Raw genomic sequence first — 16,867 nt, 5'->3', positions numbered from 1 at the left:
GCAAGCCCGTGATCAGGATGCGGTGACCTCAGTCAACCGGCAGCTGGCGGACGCAGCGGACAATGCTGCGACCGCAAACGCCGTGCCTTAACACCCGGCGCGCGAAAATTATCGGGATCCCGCTCGGCTGCAGGTGATCCGGTCATACGACCGTGGATCCACCGTCTGGCATGGCCGCTGACGGACCGTATCGCAGCGGGAGCCACATCAAAAAGGGGGCCTTGCCCCGTCACAAGGCACTTTTTTTAGGAGCACGTGATGCAGATTCAAACACGCAAGCTGGGCTCGCAGGGGCTACAGGTTTCGGCATTGGGCCTTGGCTGCATGGGCATGTCGGACTTTTACAGCGGCCGCGACGAGGCCGAGGCGATTGCCACCATCCACCGCGCGCTCGAGCTGGGTGTCACCTTCCTGGACACCGCCGACATGTATGGGCCGTTCACCAACGAGGTTCTGGTCGGCAAGGCGATCGCCGATCGCCGCGACCAGGTCGTGCTTGCGACAAAATTCGCCAATGTCCGCAGCGAGAAGGGTGAATACCTGGGCATTCGCGGCGATGCGCCGTACGTGCGTCAGGCCTGCGACGCCTCGCTCAAGCGGCTCGGGGTCGATCACATCGATCTGTATTACCAGCATCGGGTCGACCCGAACACGCCGATCGAGGAAACGGTGGGCGCCATGGGCGAGCTGGTGAAGGCCGGCAAGGTGCGCTACCTGGGGCTGTCCGAGGCCGCGCCGGACACCATCCGCCGCGCCCATGCCGTTCACCCGATCTCGGCGCTGCAGACCGAATATTCGCTCTGGAGCCGTGAGCCGGAGGAACAGATCCTGCCCACGGTGCGCGAACTGGGCATCGGCTATGTCGCCTACAGCCCGCTCGGGCGCGGTTTTCTCACCGGACAGATCCGCCGCATCGAGGACCTGGCCGAGGATGACTATCGCCGGCACTCGCCGCGCTTCCAGGGCGAGAACTTCCAGAAGAACCTGGATCTGGTGACCGAGATCGAAAAGATGGCGCAGGAGAAGGGTTGCACGCCGGCCCAGCTGGCGCTGGCCTGGCTTCTGGCCCAGGGCGAGGACATCGTGCCGATCCCGGGAACCAAGAAGCGCGCCCGGCTGGAGGAAAACGTCGGGGCGCTCCAGGTGCGGATCACCGCCGAGGACCGCGCCCGGATCGATGCGATCCTGCCGCCCGGTGCGGCCGCAGGCACGCGCTATGCCGCCCCTCAGATGCAGGCGCTGAACCGTTGAGCGGTGGGCGGCTCGCGGGCAAGGTTGCCATCGTCACCGGTGGCGGGCGCGGCCTGGGCCGGGCCATGGTGCTGGGCCTTGCGGCAGAAGGTGCGCAGGTCATCACCACCGCATCGCGCGAGTCCAGCGAAGTGGAGGCCGTCGCCCGCCAGGCAGGGAACGAGCGGGTGATTCCGGTGCTGGCCGATGTCACGCGCGAACAAGACTGCGCGCGCGTGGCGGCCATGGCGGCTGATCGCTTTGGCCGCCTGGACATCCTGGTCAACAACGCCGGTCGCGGAATGAAGTATGTCAGCGAGCGCTTCCTGACCGAGCCGACGCGGTTCTGGGAAACCGACCCGGACGTGTGGCGCATGGTGATCGACACCAACGTCAACGGACCCTTCCTGATGGCGCGGGCGGCGGTGCCGATGATGATCGCGGCAGGCCGCGGACGCATCGTCAACATTACGATGAACCACGCCACCATGCGCCGGCGCGGCTTCTCACCCTACGGCCCGTCCAAGGCGGCCCTGGAATCGGAGACCATCATCTGGGCCCAGGACCTGGACGGCACCGGGGTGACGGTGAACGCACTGCTGCCGGGCGGCGCGACGGCCACCGGCATGATTCCGCAAGGCCTGCCGCAAGCGGCGCGGGCCGGCCTGCTCGATCCGGCGATCATGGTCCGGCCGCTGCTCTGGCTTGCCTCGCAGGACTCGGACGGAGTGACCGGACGCCGGCTGGACGCCTCCCGCTGGAAGACCGACCTGCCCGAGGCCGAGGCCGCCAGTGCGGCATGGGACCAGGCAGGCTGGTCCATCACCTGAGCCGGGCATGGTGCCGCCGGATCGCCGGTTAAACTGGATGCCTTCTCACCGTCGGCGCGCACCATGTCCGAGATCCTGATCCCCGTATCCTTTGGCGAATTGCTGGACAAGATCTCCATCCTGCAGATCAAGTCCGAGCGCATCACCGATGCGGCCAAGCTGGCCAACGTGCGCAGGGAACTGTCGGCGTTGGAACAGACCTGGATGGCCCACCCGGCCGCAGTCAAGGACGTGGCCAGGCTGCGCGCCGAGTTGAAGGCGGTCAACGAGCGCCTGTGGGTGATCGAGGATGACATCCGCCGCAAGGAGAAGGCCCAGGCCTTCGACGAGGAATTCATCGGTCTGGCCCGCAGCGTGTACTTCGAAAACGACACCCGCGCGCGGATCAAGAAGGACATCAACCTGGCGCTGGGCTCGGCGTATGTGGAAGAAAAATCCTACGAGGATTATTCATCCGAGGCTGCAAGTCCCTGATCGATCCAGCGGTCAATCCTGAAAGGCCGCCGCTGCGCTCCTTCTCGCTTTCCAGGAATCACCAGCTCAGCGCGGGATGGTCGGCCCGATAGCGCTCGAATGCGGCGATGGCATCCTCGGTGGTCACCAGGGCCATGACTCCGTCCAATTCGATCTTGGTGCCCCACTTGAGCTCGGTCGCCGGCTTGCGCAGGAACCTGCGCGCGGCCGCGTCGTAGCGGTCCACGCAATAGCGCAGGTCCGAATACGGCCCGCTGCGCCGCGGATTGCTGGCCGCATGCAGGCCCAACACCTTGGTGCCCATCGCATTGGCGATGTGCATCGGGCCAGAATCCGGGGTGACCACCAGGGTGGCGCGGGCCAGCAGTGCGGGCAGCTGCTTGAGCGTGTCCTTGCCGACCAGGTCCAGCACCGGGGCGCCCATCTGCGCGGCGATGGCATCGGCGCTGTGGCGCTCCAGCGCGCTGCGCCCGCCGCACAGCACGATGCGCCAGCCTCGCGCGGCGGCGTGGTCGGCCAGGGCGGCGTAGCGGTCCGGATACCAGTTGCGGTGCACGTGGCTGGAGCATGGCGAGATCATCAGCACCGGCCGACCATCGTCGGGCCATTGCGCGCCGGCCCAGTCGAACGCGGCCTGCGGCACCGGCAGGTCCCAGTGCACCGTGTCCTGCTTCAGGCCCAGCGGCTCGCAGAAGCTGCCGATCGCATCGAGCACATGGATGCCGGGGCGATCGGGGATGCGTTCGTTGATGAAAAGCCCGTGCAGGTCCTTGGCGCGGCTGCGGTCGTAGCCGATCCGGCGCCGCGCCGGCACGAACGCCGACAGCACATTGGCGCGCAATGCCACCTGCATCTGCAGCAGCGCATCGAAGCGTCCGGGCAGCGTGCGGCGCAGCGCGCGCATACCGGCCAGGCCGGTGCGCTTGTCATAGGGGTGAAAGTGCACGCCGGGCAGGCCATCGAGCAGCCTGTGGCCGGCGCCGTCGATGATCCAGTGCAGGTCCAGCTGCGGCCACGCGCGCTGAAGGGTATGTACCAGCGGCACCACGTGGGTGACATCGCCCAGCGCCGACAGGCGCAGCAGACACAGGGACTCAGGGGCGTTGGACAAAGTTGTTAGACTCGCGCGATGGCCGCTTTTGACGCGACGGAAGTGCTGGTGCCGTACGCCGATCAGGGCGGCGACGGGGCGATTCTGTTCGACCGCCAGCGCCTTCGGCAAGCCGAGGCGCAATGGATGGACCCCGGCTACTGGGGCGAACGCGCGCGTCCGGTGGACAGTGGCGGGCGCGGTGGCGCGTGGTTCATCGATGCGCCGTTCGGTCCCAGCCTGCTGCGCCTGTACAAGCGCGGCGGCCTGGCCGCCCGCGTCAGCACCGACCGCTACCTGTGGCGCGGTGCCAACCGCACCCGCAGTTTTGCCGAATTCCGCCTGACCCGCGCGCTGCTGGCCAAGGGCCTGCCGGTGCCGCGTCCGTACGTGGCCAGCTACCTGCACTCAGGCCTGGGCTACCGCGCTGCGATCCTGGTGGAGCGGTTGTCCGAAGTGCGCTCGCTGGCCGACCGTGTGCAGGTGGCCGGCAGCGACGCGCCGCTGGAGGAAACCGGCCGGCTCATCGCGCGCTTTCATCGCGCCGGCCTGGACCATGCCGACCTCAATGCGCACAACATCCTGTTCGACGCGCAGGGCCGCGGCTGGCTGATCGATTTCGACCGCGGCGTGCTGCGCATCCCGGCCACGCGCTGGCGCCAGGCCAATCTGGCCCGGCTCAAGCGTTCGCTGCTCAAGCTGCGCGGCCAGCGCAGCGTGCAGGACGTGGAAGCCGACTACGCCCGCCTGCGCCGGGCCTATGACCAGGCCTGGGAGCGCGGCTTTTGAGCTGGGCGCTGCGGTTCCAGGGCGTGGGCAATGCCTCGGCGGTGGCGCTGGGCTCGGCGATGGCCACGATCGAGCGCGACGGTGCGCCGTGGCTGACCATCGACTGCGGCAACGCGGGGCTGGATGCCTTCATCGCCCACTATGGACAGGTGCCATCGGCGGTGTTCGTCACCCATGCCCATCTGGACCATGTCGGCGGGTTCGAACGGTTGTTTGGCAGCGTCTATTTCGACCCGGCCCGGCGCGGGCAGCTGCCGCTGTACGTGCCGGCGCCGATCGTGCCGCTGCTGCACCAGCGCGTGGCCGAGTATCCCAACGTGCTGGCCGAAGGCGGGGGCAACTTCTGGGATGCGTTCCGGCTGGTGCCGGTGGGCGAGGCGTTCTGGCATGACCGGGTGCGGCTGGAGGTGTTCCCGGTGCGCCATCACTGGCCGCAGACCGCCTTCGGCCTGCGCCTGCCCGGCTCGCTGGTGTGGACCGGAGACACCCGGCCGATTCCGGAGATGCTGGCCTGCTATGCCGATGCCGACGAGGTGATCGCCCACGACTGCGCCGTGCACGGCAATCCCTCGCACAGCGGCATCGACGATCTGGAACGCGAATACCCCCCGCAGCTGCTGGCCCGCTGCGTGCTGTACCACCACGCCAGCATGCGCGACGCCCAGGCCCTGGCTGCACGCGGCCACCACGTGGCCTTGCCGGGCCAGCTGCTAGCGTTGCCCAATCCGATGACGCCCCATACTTCCAGCTGATGAACGCCATCGTGCGCATGCCCGAACTGCCGCTGGACCAGCGCGGCCGGCCGCTGCGCGACCTGCGCCTGTCGGTGATCGAAGCCTGCAACTTCCGCTGCGGCTATTGCATGCCGGCCGACAGGGTGCCCGACGACTACGGGCTGGATGCGGCGTCGCGCCTGTCCTTCGACCAGATCGAGACCCTGGTCCGCGGCTTTGCGCGGGTGGGCGTCAACAAGCTGCGCCTGACCGGCGGCGAGCCGCTGCTGCGCAAGGATCTGCCCAGGCTGGTCGAACGGCTGGCACGGATCGAAGGCATCGACGACCTGGCCATGACCACCAATGGTTCGCTGCTGGCCCATCACGCCCAGGCGCTGCGCGATGCCGGCCTGCGTCGCCTCACCATCAGCCTGGATGCGCTGGAACCGGCGCGCTTCCAGGCCATGTCCGGCGGGCGCGGTGACATCGAGCCGGTCCTGCATGGCATCGCCGCGGCCGAGCGCGCGGGGTTCTCCTCGCTCAAGCTCAACTGCGTGGTCCAGCGCGGGGCCAACGAGGACCAGGTGCTGCCGCTGGTCGAGCACTTCCGCAGCAGTGGCCACGTGCTGCGCTTCATCGAGTTCATGGATGTGGGGACCTGCAACGCCTGGCGCGCCGACCAGGTGGTGCCCTCGCGGGAACTGCACGCGCGCATCCACGCACGCTGGCCGCTGCATGCCTTGGATGCGCACTATCGCGGTGAAGTGGCCGAACGCCATGCCTTCCACGACGGGGCAGGGGAGATCGGCTTTGTCAGTTCGGTGACCGCGCCGTTCTGCGGGGATTGTCACCGGGCGCGCGTGTCGGCCGACGGACATCTGTACACCTGCCTGTTCTCCGGCACCGGCACCGACCTGCGCCCGGCGCTGGCCCAGGGCGAGAGCGCCCTAGCGCAGCGCCTGTCCGGCCTGTGGTCGCGGCGCGGCGACCGCTACAGCGAAATCCGCGGCCAGGCCGCGCAGCCACCGCGCAAGCGCGTGGAAATGTTCCTGATCGGGGGTTGAATGATGGTTGAGCAAGCACGTCTGGTCGGTGGATTGACCCATCTGGACGCCGCCGGGCAGCCGGCGATGGTCGATGTGTCGGACAAGGCCGTGAGCGCGCGCCAGGCCACGGCGCAGTGCCTGGTGGTGTTTCCCACGGAGGTGGCCGCCCAGCTGCGGCGCGACGCCTTGCGCAGCGCCAAGGGCGGTATCGTCGAGACCGCCGTGATCGCCGGCACGATGGCGGTCAAGCGCACCCACGAACTGATCCCGTTCTGCCATCCGCTGCCCATCGATGGTTGCCGGCTGGCGATCGACTGGCACGGCGATGACACCCTGCGGATCGAATGCAGCGTGCGCACCACCCACCGCACCGGCGTGGAAATGGAGGCGATGACCGGGGCGACCGTGGCCGCGCTGACCGTCTACGACATGTGCAAGGCGCTCTCGCACGCCATCGTGGTCGGGCCTGCGCAGTTGCTGGGCAAGCACGGCGGCAAGCGCGATTTCGGAGTGGGCGCGTGACCGGCGTGCAGGTGCTGTATTTCGCCAGCCTGCGCCAGGCCGCCGGCGTGGACGCCGAAGCCGTGCAGACCACCGCGGCCGACCTGGCCGGGTTGTATGCCGAGCTGCGCGCGCGCCACGGCTTCAACTGGGAGATGCCGCATCTGCGCGTGGCGGTGGACGGCGCGTTTGCGCGCTGGGACGATGCGCTCGCCGAAGGCGCGCAGGTCGCCTTCATCCCGCCGGTCAGCGGAGGCTGAATGCCGCGTTTTTCCCTCACCGCCGATCCGATCGAGACCGCTTCGCTGCGCGGTCAGTTGCTGGATGCGCGCGCCGGTGCCTTCGCCAGCTTCGAAGGCTGGGTGCGCGACCACAACCAGGGTCAGTCCGTGCGCGGGCTGCAGTACCAGGCCTATGCCGCACTGGCCCAGGCCGAGGGCGAGAAGGTCATCGAAGAGGCACTGGCGAAGTTCGACATCCTCGATGCGCGCTGCGTGCACCGCACCGGCGCGCTGGCGATCGGCGAGATGGCGGTGTGGGTCGGGGTGTCGGCTGGGCACCGCGATGGCGCCTTTGCCGCCTGTCGCTGGATCATCGATCAGACCAAGGCGCGGGTACCGATCTGGAAGCAGGAGCACTACAGCAGTGGCGCCGACCAATGGCTGCATCCGCCGGGGCCGGGCGTGGATTGATCCGACTCGCTCCTGGGTCGCCTGGATGGTTCGCGCGCTTCCCTGAAGTCGGATCAAAGGCTCGACCGGCTTGGCCGTTGAAAGCCACGCCGCTTCGCGGCGCGCCTTCACTGCTCGGCTCGCTTGACGGCTCGGTCAGGTGAAGCTGACAGCAAAATCAAAATCAACGCGCGAGGCATCGTCTGCCGGGCGCGCAGAAGCAGCCCGCAGAGACAGGGCTGCGCTTGCCGTGACCAAAACAACCAATCCCCAAAAAGGTGGCGGCCCCGCCGGCTGACCTCGGCGCCCGCATCAGTCAATACCGTTGCTGCCTTCCGGCCCTGGCGGAGTTTTCGACCTAGCGTCGCGAGGGGCCGACGGGGCCACCATGGACGCGGGCCGCACCTTAAGGCGCGGCCCGGGTTTGCTGCATCATTGTGGAAAGCAATGACCAAAACTGGCGGAGAGAGGGGGATTCACTCGGCACGTCCCTGTGCCTCGCCCTGCGGGCGGCTTCGCCGTGCGAATCAGCTCCTGCTGATTCGTCGAACCGGGGGTTCTCACCCCCTCACCAAGACGCCGGCGAAACTCACGCGTCTGGAGCCTACTCAACACTTTCAAAATTGGCGGAGAGAGGGACTGCCTCGGCCGTACCGAACGAAACCCAATCGATCTCAACGCCAAAAAATTTTAGCACGGGGCTCAGTGGCTTAGCCACTTTTCAGTGCCAACCGTCCTCAACGGGACCCAAGGAGAGCAAACGCCAAATGGCATACTGGATGGCATACCAAAGATCGCGATGGGGAGGCGCGGCATGCCATTGATTACCGATGCTAAGGCTCGCAGCACGGGCTGCGGCGGGCAGGCTGTCCCTCACGGGGGCGTGACCGGTCTCACGCTGCTTCCGTCGGCTACGCAGAAGGGGCAGGGCAAGTGGGTCCTGCGATTCGTCAGTCCCGTGACTGGTAAGCGGCGGAACGCTGGGTTAGGCAGCTACCCGCAGGTGGGAATCGCCTCGGCGGGCAGGTTGGCTCGCGAGATGCGCGAGCAGATTGCCGCAGGTCGCGATCCGCTGGAGACCAAGGCGGCGAACCGAGCCAAGCCTAAGACCCCGACGTTCCAGGAAGCTGCAGAGCAGCTCCATGGTGAATTGAAGCCCGGCTGGAAGAATCCCAAGCACGCTCAGCAATGGCTCAACACGCTGGCTGACTATGCATTTCCGAGGGTCGGGTCGCTTCCAATCGATGAGATTCAGCCTCGACATATCGCAGACGTCCTCCGCCCCATCTGGCTGGAGAAGGCAGAGACCGCGAGCCGCGTGAAGCAGCGTCTGCACGCCGTAATGGCGTGGGGGTGGGCGCATGGATTCAATCAAGCCAATCCGGTCGGCGTGGTCACGCACCTGCTGCCACTGCAGCCTGGCAAGGCAGTGCGTCAGGAGCATCAGCCGGCAATGCCGTGGGCGACGGTTCCATCCTTTGTGCAGACGGAGCTCGCCGGTGCTGGCGATCTCGAGGTCACGCGGATCGCCTTGCTATTCCTGATCCTGAACGCTAGTCGTTCCGGCGAAGTCCGCGGGATGACCTGGAATGAGGTCAACCTGCGCGTAAAGCAGTGGACCATTCCGGCCGCACGAATGAAGGCCAAGCAGGCTCATCGAGTGCCCTTGTCAGATCAGTCCGTTGAGTTGCTTAAGCGCTTGGAGGGGCTCCACGTCGAGCTCGTCTTCCCCTCTGTGCAAGCCCGCTCCATCATGTCCGACATGACACTTACGGCCTTACTGCGGAGGGTGAACGCCGCAAGCGATACGCCCGGCCGTGTCGCGACCGCTCATGGATTCCGGTCGAGCTTCCGAGACTGGTGTAGCGAGAAAGGCTATGCACGTGACCTCGCGGAGCGGGCGTTAGCGCACACGGTAAAGGACAAGGTCGAGGCGGCCTACCACCGCACAGACCTCTTGGAGCAACGTCGTCCGATGATGCAGGCCTGGTCCGACTTTGTTCACCCATTCGCGAAGAAGCCCAAGAGGGATGCCTCGCCGCATGACTTCTGAATCGCCACCCATCCGAGTTCGACAGTTGATCAGCGTGCTCGACGGGAACGACCCTCGTGAGTTTGTTCACAGCCTCTTTGAAGCCGGATACGACCGGTTTTACGTCAAGGTCCCGAAGGGATTTCGGGTCAGTATTTTCCCGATTGATCCGTATCCTCCCGGGTATCAGCTTCTCGGGATCTGGCAGCCAGCACAAGAGCCCGTCCGGCCCGATGGAAATCAGTCCCAGGTCCGGTATGTGCAGCTAGATACATCCCAGTTGCGTGATCTCATCGAATATCCCCCAATCGCCTTGCACGAACTAAGTGGGGGAGGTCTGGAGTCTGCGTTGCAGCGCGAAGGCCTTCTTCCAATCGACTTCACCTATCGAAGGGGCTTGCCCGGTGCGCTGTTGCCCACCGAAAGAGCCATCGCCGACAGGGTGCCGAGCGAGTTCGATGCCAGCTCAGGTGTTCCAATGGTCGTGAAGACGTTGAATCGCAACAGAAGCCAGCATTCGTACGTTCTCCACGGAGTCAGCTTCAAGGATATTTTCGTTGAAGAATCTGCGCTGGATGAGGTATTGGACAGGATGCGGGCGGCTAAGGCTGTGCCTGTGTCAGTCCGTGAAGATCTGCCGGATGACCCCCATGGACTGAAAGAGTCGTCGCCCCTGGTATACGAGATCCTCTGCAAGGCCTATCAAAATCGAGGTAAGCCTAAAAAGGAGATTGAAGCTTCGATGCTTGCTGCGGAGTTCAAGCAACTGAATTACAAGTACGCGAAGAATCCCATGCCATTCAACAACGGGCGACATGACTTCGCGGCGAATCTCGCCAACCCAACCTATGCGTACTTGAAGAAACCTCCAAAGTTGAGGGAACCCCTTCCGGAGCCTGTGACGATTCAGCCAGACAAGTTTCTTGACCAGGATTTTATCAATGAGGGGCTTAAGAAGCTTTTGTATGCTGCCTGTTGTTGGGGTGATCGTAAGGAGCCCTTGCTTGGGCAAGACCCGATGAAGCTTGTAGATCTCCTTCGGGGTCTCGGGTTCCGTGACGCCGATGAAAATGATCCGGTGCAGAGAATGGTCTACTTTATTGTGGGCGAGCTAGTCCCAAGAAGGCCGCCTGATACCGACTTTAGGGATGCTCGTGGGGACAGAAGCTAAAGGCAGTCGCGCGTTCTGATGCCGATATCGGTAGCGTGCTTGCGATGTCGGCGTCCGACCCGAAGCGGACATCGGCCGGTCGGCCCCGCTTGCCGAGCGTTGATTATCTACGGCAGGGATGGTTTGATCGCCCTGCTAATAAAAGGGGCCAGGCATGGATATCGGTTTCAAAGGTTCGATAGAGCGGCTCGCGTTGGGTCTCGCGCTCGTAGCCGTCGCAGGGTGCACGACAGTCACTCAGCGTGAAGTCACGTTCGACGGACATCCCTCCGGGGCATCCATCGAGATTCGGGAAGCGGCCTCAGAGATGTGGCTCTACGCACAGTTGGCCAGCACCGCCTATGGCGACGAGCGCAAGTTCGCCCTGCCGGACCACGTTACGCCCGAGACTGACCCGATCACCCTCTGGTCGGGGTTCAAGGCGCAGGCCTTCAACGTCGCGCCACCTTCCGGCGCGCCGTACATCGTCATCGCCTATGCTGGAACCGAGGGCTTGGGTGACTGGGTCTTCGGCAATTTTAATCCCTTCCAGACGCAAGGGCGGCAGGGACTGGCCCTTCTCAGGCGTCTGCAGCAGAAGTACCCGACCCGAAAATTCGTGCTTGTCGGACATTCGCTGGGAGGCGGGATCAGCAAGTACGCAGCCACGCGCCTGCCCGATGTCGTGGCGTACGTGTTCAACCCCTCGCTCGTGGCGACGTCCGGCCCGTATGGCTCCGTGGAAACCGTCAACGGCATCTCCCAGTACGCGGAAGTGCTTGCCGGCGTGCGAAAGATCCTGCCGAACGGTCCTGGCGAGTACACGACGCTCGGCTGCCACAAGGCCGGCGCGATCGGCAGGCATTCGATCCGCGTCATCGCTGAATGCCTCACGCATGTGGCGGCATGGGAGTCGGCGCAGGCGCAGACGAGCCTGGAATTGAATCGCCTCACGCCCCGCCGGCGGATCGATCCGCAGACGCATACTCTCGTCCTGTAACACCTCAACAGCGCTTTAACGCAGGGAGGCGGCGTCCCTGGACTTGCCGGTCGGCTGTAGAACTGAGCAGCTTTGCCATGACGAGTAAGCGTTGACTGACGCAGCTGTATTGAGCGGGTTCGGCAGTACCTCGAGATAGGCGATGCCACGATCCAAGCGTCCGCTCACGACCCAACGCGGGCGCGGCAAACGCAGATGTTCGGCCTCGCGCTTTGGCAGGGGCAATGCCCCCTATCCAACGCGCCCGACAAACTCGTTCGCAGGGGGGCACTTCCTTGGCTCGTAGGACAGCCAGTCGCGGAAAGCGGCGAGCCCCGGAACGTTCGAACACACTACGCGACAGGTCACGCGCGAAGAAGGACAGCAGATGGTGGGCCCACCAGGACTCGAACCTGGAACCAAAGGATTATGAGTCCTCTGCTCTAACCATTGAGCTATAGGCCCGCGCCGCAAGTTTAGCGAGTGCGGGCCTTGTGTGAGCAATGAAGTTGCGTTCCCATTTGAAAAACAGGGCAAGAAAAGGGAATGGCGATGCGGAGCGCGCGACTGAGTCCAAGCGGGCCCACGGAGGCAGGGAACACTCCCGGGGACGTCTTGATTGACCTAGGAACGGCCCTAGTAGCCTTCGGCACCGCTCTGCAGCAGGCTGGCGCGCGGCTACATGCGAATCAGCTACAGCCAGCAGTCTCTCCACAGGTACCCGCGCCTGCTCCCACCGCCCCGGTCACTAGTGGGTTGCCCGCAGACGGCTACGTACGCATCTGGGACATACTTGGCCGAAAAGCCGCGAAAGGGCGGCCAGCTATCCCCGGAATTATCCCCGTCAGCAGGGCAACCTGGTACGTCGGAGTTAAATCGGGACGCTTCCCGAAGGCTATCAAGCACGGCGGGATCGCTATGTGGCGAGTGGAGGAGATTCAGGCTTTGATCGCCCAATTGAGGCGCTAGCCGTCGAACTTACGGCTTACAGATCGGCTTTTTTCAGGAGTCCGCTGATGGCCGGAAGCGGACCCAGTGCTCCGTACGTCCACCGGATGTAGGCTGCTCGCTACAAATAAGACGGGACGCGATGAACGAGGTGTTCCAACCAGAGGCCGAGAAAGACAGGCACCTGCGAATCAAGGCGGGCCTGGACGATGTTCGAGCCGGCAGGATCATTCCTCACTCAGAAATCAAGGCGTGGGCGAAGAGTCTAGAGGACGCCGCGAGAGCGTTACTTGATCGGAAGACCGATCACTAGGTCATGGCCTTGCTTGCGTAGTCCCGCCTGACCGCCAACGACCCAAAGCGGACTTGGGCCCAGCCCTCTGAGTAAGCCGCACTGCGAAGCGGTGTCGGCTTGGCGATAGGGGGCTGGCGCTTGAGGTCTGGCCCGTGCAAGAAGCTGCGGACACGCTAGGGGGCTGGCGATCTCGTTGGCAGTTCGATCTGCACAGTCTTGCAGATCGCGTGGGAGTCCGGCAGGTACCCCGAGCACGGCTCCGTTTTCTCAGGCTTGTGTTTTCTTCGAGCCTGCTCGCAGGCTGTCGCGAGATTTGCGGCACCAACTAGTTCCTGGCCTATCTTCAATGCATCAGTTCGCACGACCGAGCAGATGCCATCCGAGGGGGTATAGCGGACAACGTACTCCTGCTGCTCCGAGGCAACGCCACTCGTCGCAAAGAAGATAGCTGCGATTCCTGCTGAAATTCGAATCATGTGAATTCTCCAGTTCGATACTGCCACTGTCAGTGAGATCCGCTCTGCAGAGAACGGGGCGCAACATCAAGTTCACACTCACACGATCTAGGTGCCAGTCCTTCCCTTTCGGCGGCCCCGCTTAGTAGCTGAAACACGACCTCAAGTCCTGACTCAAAAGCGCAGCTCGACTTCCACGCGTCGGCGCTCGACGCAAGTCTCGAACTCTCCTTGTGAGCAACTACTAACCGTTCGTTAAGCTCAAGCAGCTCGTCAGACGAGGCAGCAATTTCTAAGGCGTGCCCTGGCAAGGCCCACCATACGTTCGATCTTGATTGCGGTGCACGCAAGAGCTCGGCATCGTCCGAAGTAAGGTGCTCAACCTCTACACGATTCTCACATTGCTGATAATTCGCGGCATAAGCTGCGCCTGCGATCGGCGCCAAGTGATCCAACCTATCGAGAAGACTCTTAAGCCCTGAATCCTTCGACCTGATCGCATTGGCCCACGCAACAATCATTTCATCCGAAAGCTGCCTGTTCCTGGAAGCCAATACATTGCGAAATGCGCCCAGCCTCTCCGGCTGTCGATCCTCGTTCGAATCAGTCGAAAGCTCTCGCCACCCTGGCGAACTCACGCTCCTGCCAAGCCAGCCTCCTGAGTCCTGCTCCCACAGCTCCGATACCGTGCTCGGGTAGAGCGGCTCTTCGCGCAGAAAAGAGTGGCCTTCCACGTAGCTAAATATACTTTCACCGTTTGCCTCGGCGTTTATGACCTCTGGCCAGTCCGCACACGCCATTCGAAATTCCGTTGCAAGGGCAACGCTTTTCGGGTTTAGCCCAGGAAACATCTGGAGTGCCTTTTCACCCCATCCAAAGCCGTGGCGCCAAAAAATGCATCCGCCGAATCTGTACTCCGCCTCCGATCCGAATCCCGTGGAAACGTGGCGAACAAATACCTTTTCTCCCCCCGTGTCGGTAAATTCAGACTTGCCGCCTTCCCATGGCAACACCCCCAAAATAAATGCGTCTGTGCGCCTTTCATCGAATAGCTGCTCGCTCAAAGCCTTGCGAGCAGCGCGGTTTCCGGCCTCGTCGGGATTCCATATTTTCGCATCGTCTGAAACAACGAACCATTTAGCTCGCTCGGCAGGTGTCTCGACGAACGTATGCAAATCTGCATCGCCAACAGGGACATCCAGGCAGCGTCGCTTAGCACCGATGACCTCTATAGCGCGTGGCTCAGATCCTTGGAGATGGACTGCATGAGTCAATCGATCGCGGCTGTTCTCTGACACAGATTTGTCGACAATGGGAATATTGAAAACGGGGTCAATCGAATACTGTGGCGCCTCGATCCCACCGTCGGTCTGGATTCTCGGACGAACCACGCGTCGCCAAATCATACAATTGGGGGAACTTGCGCCTACTGGATAGATTTCGTTCGCGACGACAAGATCTCGGGTGTGATCACCTAGCATCTTGATGAACTGGACGTTTCCCTCTGGCACCTGGTAGCCAGGGTGCGCTGAGTAATGACCAGTCTGCGCGGTCACCTCTCGGTACGGCGTCAGAAATCTGTTGATTGCGTCATTGAGATCTCTTGCAACTTGAGAGTATTCGCGGAGAATTGCCGGGGTTGCGACACGAATCCTGACTCTGTCACTACATACGCTGCGAGCAACGGAGCACATAGCATCGATCTCCGCGCTGGTATCCCCAGCGAACTCTTTTAGTGCGATGGCAGAATCTACGAATCCCCATACTCCATCGATGAACGCCGCGCTGTGAATCGGATTCTTCGTTCGATAGCGAACGTCTTTCGCTGCATTAAGATGAAGCCAAGCTTCTTCGCTAGAAAGGGTTCGGCCGGTGGAAATTGTCCCCTCCCAAGATTCGTCCAACGACTGATAGCCAGTGAATGGTGGCTGAGTTACCGTGGTGCTTGCGAACGTTTTAATTGCAACTAGACGATCGCGGACTGCTCGTCTGTCTACACTCTCGCCTCGAGCTCGATCGCTGGAGTAGTCAGCCAACAAGGCAATCTCCTTATCCAAGTCGTAGCGAAGGACCCCTTGCAATCCCGCTTGTTGGCTTTTGGCCAATTGCTCTATTTGCGAGCTCAGCCTAGTTATCTCGGACAGAATGCTTTCGAAACCTGCGGCCTGGCTTCGCGACAGCAGATCGACTTGGTAGCGCAAGGCACTCACTTCCGCGTGCACTGAGGCCACTTCGGATCGCAGCTCTGCAACTTGCTTCAAGACTTCGGATAGCGATTGGAGCACCGCCTGCATGAAAGCCATCAACTGCTCATTGGAGTCGTCCTTTTTTCCGAAAGAGTCGGCGATTGACAGCGCGGCAATCGCGATCGCACCCACTCCGGTCGCCGAAATGGCACCGGCGGCAATCATCGAGGCGCCTTCTGTATAGATTGTCATCACGGGCTTGCTCATCGCCGCGATGTTCTGGGCCAGCTTCGGGTCCACAAATCGCGCCAACGTCGCGGTCACTTGGAACGCGGTATACAGCGAGGTTACGTCGCGGTGCGCTTGGTTGATTGCTCCCTCGCGCCCCGCCGTGAGGCGTTCCGTAGCAGCCCCCACCGAGTCTGTTAGTACCGTATTTGCGCGACCCGAGAAAGATGCGTAGGAGGTAGCTGCGAGTGCAGCTATGTAGCCCAATTCGGAACGTTGACCCGCGGGTATCAGGCGTTCAAACATGGCTTTCGATTCGGGCGACAAGACCCCCATCATGGAATCCACTGATTCCATAGGCTTGGTCCTTGCCAACTCCCATGCGCTTGTCACAGCGGTTGGTAGCAACTCCGGGTTTCGGAGTAGTGCACCCTCGACAGCCACCCCGATAGCTCCTCGATCTAGCGAAGCGCTCGCCGGGATAATGGCAAGCTCTTTCCGAACCGCATTCATGAAGTGCGAATCGACGGCTCGAGTTCCGCTGGACGGATACCAATCGCGAATGGCGGCCGATCCGCGATTAAACGCGGTTGAACTTTCTCGATTCAGAACGCTCTCTGCGAGAAGCGCCGGATCGCGGCCGAGGCGTTCGACGAAATGAGCTCGCCAAACTGCCTCTTGAAGTACCTCTGAAGCTTTCGCTTTGCTCTGCTCCAGAGCCACGGCCTCATGAACACATAAGACCTGTCCCAGAGCCGCCAAGATCAACGCTAGTCCAAGGGTGCGCATTCCCTCTACCCGGCAGACAAAGGTCTCCTAACGCTACGGCCTTTCCACAGGTGATCGGCCAGCCTCGCTAGTTACTGAAGCGTTAAGTCTTCCCGAACGCCTGCTCTTGGCCGATAGCGGAACGCCTCCCCATTTGCCGCGCCGCGGCCGAGTGACCGCTTTCGACCCAAAGCGGACATCCAGTTGAACTCGCCGACTTAAAACGCCGAATCTGTTGAACACGCGCCACCTCGCTCGCTCGTAACCGACGTGGCGCAGAAGAGCACCGCGCAGCGGCTCCGCATCGCGGCCGATATGGCGTGGCGCTAAGCGATAGAGTCCGCCGGAAAAGCCACACATCTTCGCACTTCGAACCTAATCACAGGCTCCCGAGGTGGAGCGGTTGAACGCCCATCTGCGCCGTGCGATCTGCGCCGTGCGGCCTTCGTATTCGATCCGGAGGTCGTGGATGACCGCCCAGT

General features: G+C 62.9%; 14 protein-coding genes, 1 tRNA gene and 1 other RNA gene. 12 read left to right on the top strand and 4 right to left on the bottom strand.

Annotation, left to right across the window (positions count from 1 at the left end):
- Positions 1-264: 264 nt before the first annotated feature.
- The 3 genes from DSC_RS10845 to DSC_RS10835 all read left to right on the top strand — a co-directional run bounded on the left by DSC_RS10845 (position 265) and on the right by DSC_RS10835 (position 2,534).
- Positions 265-1,251, top strand: a complete 987-nt coding sequence (locus DSC_RS10845) for an aldo/keto reductase (RefSeq protein ID WP_043291267.1) — start codon at positions 265-267, stop codon at positions 1,249-1,251.
- Positions 1,248-2,060 (top strand): SDR family NAD(P)-dependent oxidoreductase, encoded by an 813-nt coding sequence (locus tag DSC_RS10840; RefSeq protein WP_014161214.1) that lies wholly within the window; start codon positions 1,248-1,250, stop codon positions 2,058-2,060. The genes DSC_RS10845 and DSC_RS10840 overlap by 4 nt, the downstream gene beginning before the upstream one ends.
- Before the next feature lie 63 nt (positions 2,061-2,123).
- Positions 2,124-2,534 (top strand): DUF6165 family protein, encoded by a 411-nt coding sequence (locus tag DSC_RS10835; protein WP_014161213.1) that lies wholly within the window; start codon positions 2,124-2,126, stop codon positions 2,532-2,534.
- A 58-nt stretch (positions 2,535-2,592) separates the two neighbouring features.
- Here the strand turns inward: DSC_RS10835 and DSC_RS10830 are convergent, their stop codons facing one another.
- Positions 2,593-3,645, bottom strand: coding sequence for a glycosyltransferase family 9 protein (locus tag DSC_RS10830; RefSeq protein WP_014161212.1), 1,053 nt, complete (start codon positions 3,643-3,645; stop codon positions 2,593-2,595).
- Positions 3,646-3,663: 18 nt separating this feature from the next.
- Here DSC_RS10830 and DSC_RS10825 point away from each other — a divergent pair, with 18 nt between their 5' ends.
- Genes DSC_RS10825 through DSC_RS10800 form a run of 6 tightly spaced genes read left to right on the top strand, consistent with a single transcriptional unit; the run spans position 3,664 to position 7,365 of the window.
- Positions 3,664-4,413: a 3-deoxy-D-manno-octulosonic acid kinase gene (locus tag DSC_RS10825; protein ID WP_014161211.1), complete on the top strand. Its 750-nt coding sequence runs from the start codon at positions 3,664-3,666 to the stop codon at positions 4,411-4,413.
- Positions 4,410-5,165 carry an MBL fold metallo-hydrolase gene (locus DSC_RS10820; RefSeq protein WP_014161210.1) on the top strand — a complete coding sequence of 252 codons (756 nt, stop codon included), beginning with the start codon at positions 4,410-4,412 and terminating at the stop codon, positions 5,163-5,165. The genes DSC_RS10825 and DSC_RS10820 overlap by 4 nt, the downstream gene beginning before the upstream one ends.
- On the top strand, positions 5,165-6,190 hold the full coding sequence (gene moaA, locus DSC_RS10815) for a GTP 3',8-cyclase MoaA (RefSeq protein WP_014161209.1): 1,026 nt from the start codon (positions 5,165-5,167) through the stop codon (positions 6,188-6,190). The genes DSC_RS10820 and moaA overlap by 1 nt, the downstream gene beginning before the upstream one ends.
- Complete coding sequence (moaC, locus tag DSC_RS10810; RefSeq protein WP_014161208.1) at positions 6,191-6,694, top strand: cyclic pyranopterin monophosphate synthase MoaC; 504 nt, start codon at positions 6,191-6,193, stop codon at positions 6,692-6,694. It abuts the gene before it with no gap.
- On the top strand, positions 6,691-6,933 hold the full coding sequence (locus DSC_RS10805) for a MoaD/ThiS family protein (RefSeq protein ID WP_014161207.1): 243 nt from the start codon (positions 6,691-6,693) through the stop codon (positions 6,931-6,933). The genes moaC and DSC_RS10805 overlap by 4 nt, the downstream gene beginning before the upstream one ends.
- Positions 6,934-7,365, top strand: coding sequence for a molybdenum cofactor biosynthesis protein MoaE (locus DSC_RS10800; protein ID WP_014161206.1), 432 nt, complete (start codon positions 6,934-6,936; stop codon positions 7,363-7,365).
- A gap of 263 nt (positions 7,366-7,628) precedes the next feature.
- On the opposite strand, the gene ffs is transcribed toward DSC_RS10800, so the two are convergent.
- Positions 7,629-7,725: signal recognition particle sRNA small type (ffs, locus tag DSC_RS16170), an RNA gene on the bottom strand.
- 418 nt (positions 7,726-8,143) lie between these two features.
- On the opposite strand from ffs, the gene DSC_RS10795 reads away from it, so the two are divergent.
- The 3 genes from DSC_RS10795 (at position 8,144) to DSC_RS10785 (ending at position 11,526) form a co-directional block, all read left to right on the top strand.
- Complete coding sequence (locus DSC_RS10795; protein ID WP_014161205.1) at positions 8,144-9,397, top strand: tyrosine-type recombinase/integrase; 1,254 nt, start codon at positions 8,144-8,146, stop codon at positions 9,395-9,397.
- A gap of 34 nt (positions 9,398-9,431) precedes the next feature.
- Entirely contained in the window at positions 9,432-10,547 is a 1,116-nt protein-coding gene (locus DSC_RS10790) for a hypothetical protein (RefSeq protein WP_238527737.1), read from the top strand.
- A 154-nt stretch (positions 10,548-10,701) separates the two neighbouring features.
- Positions 10,702-11,526, top strand: a complete 825-nt coding sequence (locus tag DSC_RS10785) for a Tle-like phospholipase domain-containing protein (RefSeq protein ID WP_014161203.1) — start codon at positions 10,702-10,704, stop codon at positions 11,524-11,526.
- 368 nt (positions 11,527-11,894) lie between these two features.
- Here the strand turns inward: DSC_RS10785 and DSC_RS10780 are convergent.
- Together DSC_RS10780 and DSC_RS16675 are read right to left on the bottom strand one after the other, a co-directional pair.
- Positions 11,895-11,970 (bottom strand) — tRNA-Ile (locus tag DSC_RS10780).
- A 1,283-nt stretch (positions 11,971-13,253) separates the two neighbouring features.
- Complete coding sequence (locus DSC_RS16675; protein ID WP_158308237.1) at positions 13,254-16,406, bottom strand: hypothetical protein; 3,153 nt, start codon at positions 16,404-16,406, stop codon at positions 13,254-13,256.
- Between the last annotated feature and the right edge of the window lie 461 nt (positions 16,407-16,867).

It is taken from the genome of Pseudoxanthomonas spadix BD-a59 (assembly GCF_000233915.3).
Taxonomy (GTDB): Bacteria; Pseudomonadota; Gammaproteobacteria; order Xanthomonadales; family Xanthomonadaceae; genus Pseudoxanthomonas_A; species Pseudoxanthomonas_A spadix.
This window is presented reverse-complemented; position numbering and strand designations above follow the sequence as displayed.